Annotated in this window: 10 protein-coding genes; 4 read left to right on the forward strand and 6 right to left on the reverse strand. The window is 61.5% G+C overall.

Features of this window, described 5'->3' with window-relative positions:
• Positions 1 to 357 precede the first annotated feature (357 nt).
• The 3 genes from C0058_RS04755 to algW all read right to left on the reverse strand — a co-directional run bounded on the left by C0058_RS04755 (position 358) and on the right by algW (position 4,464).
• On the reverse strand, positions 358 to 1,077 hold the full coding sequence (locus C0058_RS04755) for a DUF4198 domain-containing protein (RefSeq protein ID WP_102368134.1): 720 nt from the start codon (positions 1,075 to 1,077) through the stop codon (positions 358 to 360).
• A gap of 12 nt (positions 1,078 to 1,089) precedes the next feature.
• Positions 1,090 to 3,201: a TonB-dependent siderophore receptor gene (locus C0058_RS04760; RefSeq protein WP_102368135.1), complete on the reverse strand. Its 2,112-nt coding sequence runs from the start codon at positions 3,199 to 3,201 to the stop codon at positions 1,090 to 1,092.
• A 108-nt stretch (positions 3,202 to 3,309) separates the two neighbouring features.
• Complete coding sequence (gene algW, locus C0058_RS04765; RefSeq protein ID WP_003208442.1) at positions 3,310 to 4,464, reverse strand: Do family serine endopeptidase AlgW; 1,155 nt, start codon at positions 4,462 to 4,464, stop codon at positions 3,310 to 3,312.
• Positions 4,465 to 4,567: 103 nt separating this feature from the next.
• Here algW and C0058_RS04770 point away from each other — a divergent pair, with 103 nt between their 5' ends.
• From C0058_RS04770 to cysN, 3 genes are all read left to right on the forward strand, one after another.
• Positions 4,568 to 5,326, forward strand: a complete 759-nt coding sequence (locus C0058_RS04770; RefSeq protein ID WP_003208444.1) for a Nif3-like dinuclear metal center hexameric protein — start codon at positions 4,568 to 4,570, stop codon at positions 5,324 to 5,326.
• A gap of 194 nt (positions 5,327 to 5,520) precedes the next feature.
• Entirely contained in the window at positions 5,521 to 6,438 is a 918-nt protein-coding gene (cysD, locus tag C0058_RS04775; RefSeq protein WP_003208447.1) for a sulfate adenylyltransferase subunit CysD, read from the forward strand.
• A 9-nt stretch (positions 6,439 to 6,447) separates the two neighbouring features.
• Complete coding sequence (gene cysN / locus C0058_RS04780) at positions 6,448 to 8,346, forward strand: sulfate adenylyltransferase subunit CysN (RefSeq protein ID WP_008432291.1); 1,899 nt, start codon at positions 6,448 to 6,450, stop codon at positions 8,344 to 8,346.
• 169 nt (positions 8,347 to 8,515) lie between these two features.
• On the opposite strand, the gene C0058_RS04785 is transcribed toward cysN, so the two are convergent.
• From C0058_RS04785 to C0058_RS04795, 3 genes are read right to left on the reverse strand one after another with little or no spacing between them, the layout of a single operon-like run.
• The gene (locus tag C0058_RS04785) at positions 8,516 to 9,415 is read right to left on the reverse strand and encodes an acyltransferase (protein WP_003208452.1); all 900 of its coding nucleotides are present in this window, start codon (positions 9,413 to 9,415) and stop codon (positions 8,516 to 8,518) included.
• A complete protein-coding gene (gene pta, locus C0058_RS04790) occupies positions 9,416 to 11,515 on the reverse strand; it encodes a phosphate acetyltransferase (RefSeq protein WP_003208454.1) in 2,100 nt (699 codons plus the stop codon).
• A gap of 60 nt (positions 11,516 to 11,575) precedes the next feature.
• Positions 11,576 to 11,914: a DUF3565 domain-containing protein gene (locus tag C0058_RS04795; protein WP_003208456.1), complete on the reverse strand. Its 339-nt coding sequence runs from the start codon at positions 11,912 to 11,914 to the stop codon at positions 11,576 to 11,578.
• On the opposite strand from C0058_RS04795, the gene C0058_RS04800 reads away from it, so the two are divergent.
• Positions 11,883 to 12,368: a peptidylprolyl isomerase gene (locus C0058_RS04800; protein ID WP_003208457.1), complete on the forward strand. Its 486-nt coding sequence runs from the start codon at positions 11,883 to 11,885 to the stop codon at positions 12,366 to 12,368. The genes C0058_RS04795 and C0058_RS04800 overlap by 32 nt on opposite strands.
• Positions 12,369 to 12,406: the final 38 nt, after the last annotated feature.

Consider the following 12,406-nt stretch of genomic DNA (forward strand, 5'->3'; position numbering starts at 1 on the left):
GGTTGCACTGTAATCAAGCCGAGTGAGGACTAAATGTGGGAGCGGGCTTGCTCGCGAATACGGTGGGTCAGTTAATAAAGATGGCGACTGACACACCGCTTTCGCGAGCAAGCTCGCTCCCACATTGACTGTGCCCACTCTGGATTTGCGGGGTTACTCGTGATGCGGCTCGCCCAGGAAGGTCAGGGAACTGGAAAAAGCGCCGGTTGCACTGTAATCAAGCCGAGTGAGGACTAAATGTGGGAGCGGGCTTGCTCGCGAATACGGTGGGTCAGTTAATGAAGATGGCGACTGACACACCGCTTTCGCGAGCAAGCCCGCTCCCACATTGACTGTGCCCACTTTGGATTTGCGGGGTTACTCGTGATGCGGCTCGCCCAGGAAAGTCAGGGAACTGAACAGTCCGCGAGTCGCGACATCAGCATTGTCTTTAAGCGGGATTTCCACCTGCGCCGCAATCACATTCAATCCTTCATTTCTCACCAGCACCTGGGCGCGACCTTCTTTATCGGTCTCGGTGCTCAGGGTGTTCGGTGCGTTGCGATAGTCTCCGATCAGCTTGACCCCAGCCGCCGGCTTGCCATCCAGCAGCACCCGTACCGGCAGTGATTTACCCGGGCCGACCGTCAGCGGATCAACTTCCGGCAAGATCAGTAGCTTGATCTGATCCAGCTGCGGCAACTTCGCCCCCGGCTGGTAGATCGCCAGGCTGTACTTGAAGGTCTGGGTCGACTCAATCGCCCCCGGCACCTTGCTGCGGCCCTCGTTGATCCACTTCTTGTCAGGCGTCTGTGACCACATCCCGTTATCCAGGGCGACCGCCAGTACAGCCGGCGATTTGAGCGGCTTCAGGCGCGCATGGTCGGGCAGACGTTCCACGGTCACCGGGATCATTTTGCCGCTGGCGTCGTAGGCCCAGGCGCCGCTGATTTTCTGCGCCTTGAACGCGTTGTCTTCGGCGCCGTGGCCGTAGATCACTTCGATATTGCCGCGCCGTTGTTCGGTCCACAGTCCGTGGGCCGAGACTTGGGTGGCAAACAGCAGGCCGAGCACGGCCAGGGATTTGAAGGCTTGCATGGAGACGTCCTTTTACAGGTTGAGGGTCAGGCTGACGGTGAAGTTGCGCGGCTCGCCGGGATTGACCCAGTAATTGCTGTAGGAGCGCTCGTAGTACTTTTCATCGAACAGGTTGTTGAGGTTCAGGCCCACGGTGACGTTGTCGCTGGCCTTGTAATGGGCCAGCAAATCGACGGTGTGGTAGGCCGGTAATTCAAAGCGGCCCCCGGCTTCACCGGAGCGATCGCCGACGTAGGTAAAGGCCGCGCCGAGGTCGGAGCCGCGCAGCAAGCCGTCCTGGAATTCATACACTCCGAGCAAGCTGGCGCTGCGTTTGGCTACGCCGAGAATCCGGCTGCCGGTGGGGATGGCTTTGTCGCCTTTGGTCACTTCGGCGTCGATGTAGGCAAAGGCGCCGATCACCCGTACGGCGTCAGTCACCTGGCCGGTCAGTTGCAGGTCAAAACCCTGGCTGCGGGCCTTGCCCATGGCGCGCTGTGTGTCGGTAGCCGGGTCCAGGGCCAGGACATTTTCTTTCTCGATATGGAAGGCGGCGAGGGTGGTGCTCAGGCGGTCGTCGAACAGCTCGCTCTTGATCCCGATTTCATACCCCACGCCTTCTTCCGGCTTGAAGGATTTGCCGCCGGCGTCCAGGCCATTGTTGGGTTTGAACGAGGTGGAGGCGTTGGCGAACAGGCCCACTTCAGGCGTCAGTTGGTAGAGCAAGCCGGCGCGTTGGGTCAGGGCGTCGTGGGTCTGCCGGCTTTTGGCATGGTTGCGGCTGAAGTCGTCGGTGCGCTGCTCGAAGTGTTCGAACCGCGCGCCGATCATCCCGCGCAGGCGGTCGGTGAAGATGATCTGGTCCTGCAGGTTCAGCGCCTGGCTTTTCACCTGTTCGAAAAAGTCAGTGCCGGAGCGCTTGCCGTTCGGTTTGGGCTGCCCATAGACCGGGTCATAGATGTCGATGGCGTAATCGCCGCCGGCGATGGCGGTCACCCGTTCTTTCTTGCGGTAGTCCTCGTACTCGGTGCCGATCAGCAACTCGTGCTGCCAGCTGCCGATGTCGAACCGACCGCGCAGTTCGAGCTGGGTGATGCTGTCATGCCAACCGGTGGAGCGCTCGCGGTAGCGGCGGCTGAGGGTGTGGCCATCGGCATCCAGCGCGCGGTTTTCCGAGGCGTTGCCCCACAGGCTGCCCTGTTTGTAATGGCTGGCCAGGCGCAGTTGCCAGGCATCGTTGAGGTGATGCTCGAGGCTGGCTTGCAGGCGGTTGTTGTGGTTGCGGATATCGCCGTCGTCGGGCTCGCCGAGAAAGGTCGAGCGGGAGACGCCGCTCCAGCGGTTGTTGGGCGCGACGATGCCGCGGTCGAAAGTGGAGCGGTGACGCACGAATTCACTTTCCACCAGCAGGTGTGTGTCCGGGTCCAGTTGCCAACTGATGGAGGGCGCGACGAAGACCCGTTTGGCCTCAACGTGGTTGCGGAAGCTGTGGTTGTCTTCCACCGCCAGGTTGACCCGCGATAACACGTTGCCCTCGCTGTCCAGCGGCGTGTTCACGTCCAGCGCGGTGCGGTAGCGGTCCCAACTGCCGGCGCGGGTCTGCAGTGTGGTGAAGGCCTCGGGCTGCGGCTTTTTGCTGACGATATTCACCGTACCGCCTGGGTCACCACGGCCATACAGGCTGGCGGCGGGGCCCTTGAGCACCTCGATGCGCTCGATGTTGGCCGCGTCCGGCGTGCTCGGGTAACCGCGGTTGGCGCTGAAACCGTCCACGTAAAACTCTGACGTGGTGAAGCCGCGAACGCTGTATTCGTAGAGCGTCAGGCCGCCGAAGTTGTTCTGTTTGGACACGCCGCCGGCAAACTCAAGGGCACGCTCGACGTTGGTGCTGCCCAGGTCGTTGAGTACCGAAGCGGGAACCACGCTGATGGATTGTGGGATATCCCGCAAGGCGGTGTCGGTTTTTGTGGCGCTGGCGGAGCGGGTGGCGCGATAGCCCTTGACCGGGCCGGTGGCTGATTCGTACGCCTCGCTGGTGATGCGGGTGGCTTCCAGTTCAATGGTCGCGGTGTCTTCGGCGTAGGCCGGGTCCACCAGCAAACCCAGGGCGATTCCCGCCAGCGGGGCAAATCTTCGAGACGGCATGATAGAGCGTTCCAATAGCGATATTGAAACAATATAACATGACTAATGAGAATGAATTTCTTTTGAAATATTAGGTAACAGGAGCCCGCGAACGGGCTCCCGAAGCCGTTATTCCTCTTCTTTCACCGGTGCAGGCGGCGGACGCAGGCCGATTTCCGCCGACAGCTTGATTTCCTTGCCATTGCGCATCACCTGGATCGCCACCTTGTCGGTGGGTTTGATCCGCGCCACCTGGTTCATCGACTTGCGACCATCCCCGGCCGGCTCGCCGTCGATGCTGAGGATCACATCCCCCAGTTGCAGGCCGGCTTTCTGCGCCGGGCCGTCGCGGAAGATCCCGGCGACCACGATGCCAGGGCGCCCGGTCAGGCCAAACGACTCGGCCAGTTCCTTGGTCAGCGGCTGGACTTCAATCCCCAGCCAGCCACGAATCACCTGGCCATGCTCGATGATCGACTTCATCACTTCAGTGGCCAGCTTCACCGGAATCGCGAAACCGATGCCTTGGGAGCCGCCGGACTTGGAGAAGATCGCGGTGTTGATGCCGGTCAGGTTGCCGTTGGCATCCACCAGCGCGCCGCCGGAGTTGCCCGGGTTGATCGCCGCGTCGGTCTGGATGAAGTCTTCGTAGCTGTTGAGGCCCAACTGGTTACGCCCGGTGGCGCTGATGATGCCCATGGTCACGGTCTGGCCGACGCCGAACGGGTTGCCGATGGCCAGCGCCACGTCACCTACGCGCAGCCCTTCGGAGCGCCCGATGGTGATCGAGGGCAGGCCTTTCAAATCGATTTTCAGCACCGCGAGGTCGGTTTCCGGGTCGCTGCCGACCACGCGGGCCAGGGTTTCCCGGCCATCACGCAGGGCCACCACAATCTGGTCGGCGCCGGTGGTCACGTGGTTGTTGGTGAGGATGTAGCCTTCCGGGCTCATGATCACACCGGAGCCGAGGCTGGATTCCATGCGCCGCTGCTTGGGCGAGTTGTCGCCGAAATAGCGACGAAACTGTGGGTCTTCAAACAGCGGGTGCGCCGGTTTGTTGATGACCTTGGTGGTGTACAGGTTGACTACGGCGGGGGCGGCGATCACCACCGCATCGGCGTAAGTCACCGGGCCTTGTACCACCGCGCTGGTTTGCGGTGCCTGTTGCAGGTTGACATCAAGGGTCGGCAGGCCGACCAGTTGTGGATAACGCTGAATAATCAGCATCGCGATCAGCACGCCAGCCAACAATGGCCATCCAAAAAAACGCAGTGCCTTGAGCATGAAGAAAAATCCTGACAGGTTGCAGGGGGCGGGAGAGCGCCCATAATGTCGCGCATTATACGAGGCCGTGAGCGCCTCTGAACGGGATATTTAGGAGTCTTTTATGGCCGTTGCCCTGAGCACCTTAGTCGAGGAAGCGGACCGCTACCTTAATAGTGCCAAAATCGCCGATTACTGCCCCAACGGCCTGCAGGTCGAGGGCCGTCCGCAAGTGCTGCGCATCGTCAGCGGCGTGACCGCCAGCCAGGCATTGCTGGACGCGGCGGTCGAAGCCCAGGCCGACCTGGTGCTGGTGCACCACGGTTATTTCTGGAAAGGCGAAAGCCCGTGCATCACCGGCATGAAGCAGCGCCGCCTGAAAACCCTGCTCAAGCACGACATCAGCCTGCTGGCCTATCACTTGCCGCTGGACCTGCACCCTGAGGTCGGCAACAACGTGCAACTGGCCCGGCAACTGGACATCACCGTCGAAGGCCCGCTGGACCCGGACAACCTCAAGGTCGTCGGCCTGGTGGGCTCCCTGGCCGAGCCGGCGTCGCCCCGTGATTTTGCCCGCCGCGTGCAGGAAGCCATGGGCCGCGAGCCGCTGCTGATCGAAGGCAGCGAGATGATCCGCCGCGTGGGCTGGTGCACCGGTGGTGGCCAGGGCTATATCGACCAGGCGGTGCTCGCCGGGGTTGACCTGTACCTGAGCGGCGAAGCCTCGGAGCAGACCTTCCACAGCGCCCGGGAAAACGACATCAGCTTTATCGCGGCCGGGCACCACGCCACCGAGCGTTACGGCGTGCAAGCCTTGGGCGATTACCTCGCACGGCGCTTCGCCCTCGAACACCTCTTCATCGATTGCCCAAACCCGATCTAACGAACACCACCGGATACATGTGGGAGCGGGCTTGCTCGCTCCCACATTTGATCGAGTCGAGCCAAACCCAGCGGTATATTGATATACCGTTTCGATCTAGCCAGGCCCCTCAATAGAATCAGGCGCTGTGCTAGCATGCCCCGCTCGAACACGGCCCGCTGGCCGTCCATAAGATCGTTTTTCCGTGAGTAACCATGGTCGACAAACTGACGCATCTGAAACAGCTGGAGGCGGAAAGCATCCACATCATCCGCGAGGTCGCCGCCGAGTTCGATAACCCGGTGATGCTCTACTCGATCGGTAAAGACTCCGCCGTGATGCTGCACCTGGCACGCAAGGCCTTTTTTCCGGGCAAGCTGCCGTTTCCGGTGATGCACGTCGACACCCGCTGGAAATTCCAGGAGATGTACAAGTTCCGCGACAAGATGGTCGAAGAGCTTGGTCTTGAGTTGATCACTCACGTCAACCCGGACGGGGTGGCGCAGGGCATCAACCCGTTCACCCACGGCAGCGCCAAGCACACTGACATCATGAAGACCGAGGGCCTGAAACAGGCGCTCGACAAGTATGGTTTCGATGCTGCATTCGGCGGTGCCCGTCGCGATGAAGAGAAATCCCGTGCCAAGGAGCGCGTGTACTCGTTCCGCGACAGCAAGCACCGCTGGGACCCGAAAAACCAGCGCCCGGAGCTGTGGAACGTCTACAACGGCAACGTCAACAAAGGCGAGTCGATCCGTGTGTTCCCGCTGTCCAACTGGACCGAGCTGGATATCTGGCAGTACATCTACCTGGAAGGCATCCCGATCGTCCCGCTGTACTTCGCCGCCGAACGCGAAGTGATCGAGAAGAACGGCACGTTGATCATGATCGACGACGACCGCATCCTCGAGCACCTGTCCGACGAAGACAAAGCCCGAATCGTCAAAAAGAAAGTACGTTTCCGTACCCTTGGCTGCTACCCGTTGACGGGCGCGGTGGAGTCCGAAGCCGAGACGCTGACGGACATCATTCAGGAAATGCTCCTGACGCGAACTTCCGAGCGCCAGGGCCGTGTCATCGACCACGATGGTGCAGGCTCGATGGAAGATAAAAAACGTCAAGGCTATTTCTAAGGGGCTGTCATGTCGCATCAATCTGATTTGATCAGCGAGGACATCCTCGCCTACCTGGGCCAGCACGAGCGCAAGGAAATGTTGCGCTTCCTGACCTGTGGCAACGTCGACGACGGCAAGAGCACCCTGATCGGGCGCCTGCTGCACGACTCCAAGATGATCTACGAGGATCACCTGGAAGCCATCACCCGCGATTCGAAAAAATCCGGCACCACCGGTGACGACATCGACCTGGCGTTGCTGGTCGACGGCCTGCAGGCCGAGCGTGAGCAGGGCATCACCATCGACGTTGCCTACCGCTACTTCTCCACCGCCAAGCGCAAATTCATCATCGCCGACACCCCCGGCCATGAGCAGTACACCCGCAACATGGCCACCGGTGCCTCCACCTGTGACCTGGCGATCATCCTGATCGACGCCCGCTACGGCGTGCAGACCCAGACCCGTCGCCACAGCTTCATCGCCTCGTTGCTGGGCATCAAGCACATCGTGGTGGCCGTCAACAAGATGGACATCAATGGCTTTGACCAAAGCGTATTCGAGTCGATCAAGGCTGATTACCTGAAGTTTGCCGACGGTATCGCGTTCAAGCCGAGCACCCTGGCCTTCGTGCCGATGTCGGCCCTCAAGGGCGACAACGTGGTGAACAAGAGCGAGCGTTCGCCCTGGTACACCGGCCAGTCGCTGATGGAGATCCTCGAGACCGTCGAGATCGCCAACGACCGCAACTACACCGACCTGCGTTTCCCGGTGCAGTACGTCAACCGTCCGAACCTGAACTTCCGTGGTTTTGCCGGCACCCTGGCCAGCGGCATCGTGCACAAGGGCGACGAAGTCGTGGTGCTGCCGTCGGGCAAGAGCAGCCGCGTCAAATCCATCGTCACCTTTGAAGGTGAACTGGAAAACGCAGGTCCCGGCCAGGCCGTGACCCTTACCATGGAAGACGAAATCGACATCTCCCGTGGCGACCTGCTGGTGCATGCCGACAACGTGCCGCAAGTGACCGACGCTTTCGACGCCATGCTGGTGTGGATGGCTGAAGAGCCGATGCTGCCGGGCAAGAAATACGACATCAAGCGCGCCACCAGCTACGTGCCGGGTTCCATCACCAGCATTGTGCATCGCGTGGATGTGAACACCCTGGAAGAAGGCCCGGCGAGCGCCTTGCAGTTGAACGAGATCGGCCGGGTCAAGGTCAGCCTCGACACGGTCATCGCCCTGGACGGTTACGCGAGCAACCGCACCACCGGCTCGTTCATCGTCATCGACCGTTTGACCAACGGCACCGTGGCTGCGGGCATGATCATCGCGCCGCCGGTGACCCATGGCAGCGCGGCGCAGCACGGCAAACTGGCTCACGTGGCCACCGAAGAGCGCGCCCAGCGCTTCGGCCAGCAACCGGCGACCGTGTTGTTCAGCGGCTTGTCGGGCGCCGGCAAAAGCACCCTGGCCTACGCGGTTGAACGCAAGCTGTTCGACATGGGCCGTGCGGTGTTTGTGCTGGACGGCCAGAACCTGCGCCACGACCTGAACAAGGGCTTGCCGCAGGACCGTGCCGGGCGTACCGAGAACTGGCGTCGTGCCGCGCACGTGGCGCGTCAGTTCAACGAAGCCGGCTTGCTGACGTTGGCGGCGTTTGTTGCCCCGGATGCTGAAGGGCGTGAACAGGCCAAGGCGCTGATCGGCGGTGATCGTTTGCTGACCGTGTACGTGCAGGCTTCGCCGCTGGTGTGTGCCGAGCGTGATCCGCAAGGTTTGTACGCGGCGGGCGGCGATAACATCCCGGGTGAGTCGTTCCCGTATGACGTACCGTTGAATGCGGACCTGGTGATCGATACCCAGGCGTTGTCGCTGGAAGACAGCGTCAAGCAAGTGCTGGAACTGCTGCGCCAGCGCGGCGCGATCTAAGCTTCAAGTGCACAAAAAAGCCCGCCATGTTGGTGGGCTTTTTTTATGGGGCCTTGGAAACAACTCGGTCAAATGGGGGAGCGGGCTTGCTCGCGAAAGCAGAGTGTCAGCCGCCACATGTATAGGCTGGCACACCGCATTCGCGAGCAAGCCCGCTCCCACATTTTGATCAGTGACTGGCGGGATAATCTGTGTGCAATTTGGCGAGCAACACATCCTTCTCTTCCCACAACCGGTTGATCCAGCCCTGGAACGCCAACCGATACTCCCCATCCTGCTCATAATTCTTGCCGATAAACTCGGCCGGAATCTGCACCTCTTCAAACTGCACGACAACGTCCTTCACATTCCCGCACAGCAAATCCCAATAACCGGGGCGCCCACCAGGATAGTGAATGGTCACGTTCACCAGCGATTTCAGCTGTTCACCCATGGCATCCAGCACAAAGGCAATGCCGCCGGCCTTGGGCTTGAGCAGGTAGCGAAACGGTGACTGTTGCTGTGCATGCTTGCCCGGGGTAAACCGCGTGCCTTCGGCAAAGTTGAAAATGCCCACCGGGTTATGGCGAAACTTCGCGCAGGTCTTGCGGGTAGTTTCCAGGTCCTTGCCTTTCTTTTCCGGGTGCTTTTCCAGGTACGCCTTGGTGTAGCGCTTCATGAACGGGAAGCCCAGCGTCCACCACGCCAAGCCAATCACCGGGACCCAGATCAGCTCCTGCTTGAGGAAGAACTTCAGCGGGCGAATGCGCCGGTTGAGCACGTATTGCAGCACCATGATATCGACCCAGCTCTGGTGGTTGCTGGTCACCAGATATGAGTGTTCATAGTCCAGGCCTTCCAGGCCTTTCAGGTGCCAGCGGGTGCGTCGCACCAGGTTCATCCAGGCCTTGTTGTTGCTGATCCAGGCCTCGTGGGTCTGGTTCATCAGCCATTCACTGAAGCGTTTGGCAAACGGCAGCGCCTTGAACAGCGCCACGATAAACAGGAACGAGCACAGCAAAATCGTATTCAACGCCAGCAACAGCGAGGCGATCACCCCGCGCACGGCGGCAGGTAGAAAATCCAGCATTTAGACATCCATAGGTCGGTTGGCGGCTTGAATCGCGGTCAATGCGATCGTGTACACGATGTCGTCCACCTGCGCCCCGCGGGGCAGGTCGTTCACCGGTTTGCGCAGGCCTTGCAGCATTGGGCCCAGGCTGACGCAATCGGCACTGCGCTGCACGGCCTTGTGGGTGGTGTTGCCGGTGTTGAGATCGGGGAACACGAACACCGTGGCCTTGCCCGCCACCAGGCTGTTGGGCGCCAGTTGCCGGGCCACGCTTTCGTTGGCGGCGGCGTCGTACTGCAACGGGCCGTCGATCAGCAGCGAGCTTTGGGCTTCGTGGGCGAGCAGGGTGGCTTCGCGGACCTTCTCGACCTCCTCGCCCGTGGCCGAATCACCGCTGGAGTAACTGATCATCGCCACCCGTGGCGTGATACCGAATGCGGCGGCCGAGTCGGCGCTTTGCAGGGCGATTTCCGCCAGCTCCGCCGCGCTGGGGTGCGGGTTCATCACGCAGTCGCCGTATACCAGCACTTGCTCGGGGAACAGCATGAAAAACACCGACGAGACCAGGGTGCAGCCCGGCGCGGTCTTGATCAGTTGCAAGGCCGGGCGAATGGTATTGGCAGTGGAGTGGATGACGCCGGAGACCAGGCCGTCCACTTCATCCAGGGCGAGCATCATGGTGGCGATCACCACGGTGTCTTCCAGTTGCTGCTCGGCCATCGGCGCGTTGAGGCTTTTGGTTTTGCGCAGGGCCACCATCGGCTCCACGTAGCGCTGGCGAATCAAGTCCGGGTCGAGAATCTCCAGGCCTTCGGGCAACTCGATGCCATGGGCGCGGGCCACCGCTTCCACGTCCGCTGGCTTGGCCAGCAGCACGCAACGGGCAATCCCGCGCGCCTGGCAGATGGCCGCAGCCTGTACGGTCAGCGGCTCGCTGCCTTCGGGCAACACGATGCGCTTGTTGGCGGCCTGGGCGCGCTGGATCAGTTGATAGCGGAACACCGCCGGCGACAGGCGCATCTCCCGCGGCGTGCCGCAGCGCTGGTGCAGCCAGCGGGCGTCGAGGTGGCTGGCGACGAAATCGGTGATGATCTCCGCACGTTCGCGGTCATCAATCGGGATTTCCTTGTTCAGGCTGTTGAGCTGGTTGGCCGTGTCATACGAGCCGGTGCTCACCGACAGCACCGGCAGCCCGGCCTGGAACGCGCCACGGCACAGGTCCATGATCCGTGGGTCGGGCAGGGTGTCGCTGGTCAGCAACAGGCCCGCCAGCGGCACGCCGTTGATGGCGGCCAGGCTGACGGCGAGGATGATGTCGTCGCGGTCGCCGGGGGTCACTACCAGCACGCCGGGCTTGAGCAGCTCCACGGTGTTGCGCATGGTGCGCGCGCAGATGATGATCTTGGTCATGCGCCGGGTTTCATAATCGCCGGCGTTGAGGATCTGCGCGCCCATCAGGTCGGCCACGTCGCGGGTGCGCGGGGCGTTGAGTTCCGGCTGGTAGGGGATGCAGCCCAACAGGCGGAAATCGCCGCTGCGCAACAACGGCGAATGCTCTTTGAGCCGTGCCGAGAACGCCTCCATGCTTTCGTCGGTGCGCACTTTGTTGAGGATCACGCCCAACACTTTTGGATCTTTCGGGCCGCCGAACAGCTGGGCCTGCAATTCCACGCGGCCGGAGAGTTCGGTCAGCACTTCGTTTTCCGGGGCCGAGACCAGGATCACCTCGGCGTCCAGGCTCTTGGCCAGGTGCAGGTTGACCCGGGCCGCATAGCTGGCACTGCGGGTCGGCACCATGCCTTCGACGATCAGCACGTCCTTGCCCACGGCGGCTTGCTGGTAAAGGGTGATGATTTCTTCCAGCAGCTCGTCGAGCTGGCCGTCGCCGAGCATCCGTTCGACATGGGCCAGGCCCAGAGGCTGGGGCGGTTTCAGGCCGTGGGTGCGGGCCACCAGCTCGGTAGAGCGCTCGGGGCCGGTGTCGCCGGGGTGCGGCTGGGCAATCGGTTTGAAGAAGCCGACTTTCAGCCCGGCCCGTTCAAGGGTGCGCACCAGCCCAAGGCTGATGGAGGTCAGACCCACACCAAAATCGGTGGGCGCGATAAAAAAAGTCTGCATGCGAATTCTCTGGAGGTGCATGGCTTCGGTGGCGGCCTATGGCTGGCTGCCTACCGGGAATCAGGTGCCAAGGTTATCTTTATCTGAGCCTTGCGCACACCAGCCGCACGTAAAGGGCTTGTCTATTTTTTCAAGGCGTTGCGCCGGGTCCGTGACCCAGGCCCGGGATTGCCAGGGTGGCTGGTGGCGCAGGTGCTGGGTGTGGCCGCAGGAAAGCTCGACGACCCAGTGCCGGTCTTCGTCCTGGTGAAATCCGACGACCGTCGGGTCAGTTGTTCGACCCCGTCCGTCCGGGTTGTGTTCGCTTTCGGGCAAATCCTTGTTTAGACTTGTCCGTTCTTCATTCTTCTGCAAAAGGTCTCGCCCCATGCCGATCGCCGCCAATAAGGCTGTCTCCATTGACTATACCCTGACCAACGACGCTGGTGAGGTCATCGACAGTTCTGCCGGCGGCGCGCCGCTGGTCTACCTGCAAGGTGCAGGTAACATCATCCCGGGCCTGGAAAAGGCCCTGGAAGGCAAAGAGGTCGGTGACGAACTGACCGTTGCCGTAGAACCTGAAGATGCCTACGGCGAATACGCTGCCGAACTGGTCAGCACCCTGAGCCGCAGCATGTTCGAAGGTGTCGACGAGCTGGAAGTGGGCATGCAGTTCCACGCTTCCGCTCCGGACGGCCAGATGCAAATCGTCACCATCCGTGACCTGGACGGCGACGACGTGACCGTCGACGGCAACCACCCGCTGGCTGGCCAGCGCCTGAACTTCCAGGTGAAGATCGTCGCTATCCGTGACGCTTCCCAGGAAGAAGTGGCCCACGGCCACGTGCACGGCGAAGGTGGTCACCACCATTAATTGACTGAGCGACGCTCTGTCAGTTGGAAAAAGGCGCC

This window comes from Pseudomonas sp. NC02 (assembly GCF_002874965.1).
Classification (GTDB): domain Bacteria; phylum Pseudomonadota; class Gammaproteobacteria; order Pseudomonadales; family Pseudomonadaceae; genus Aquipseudomonas.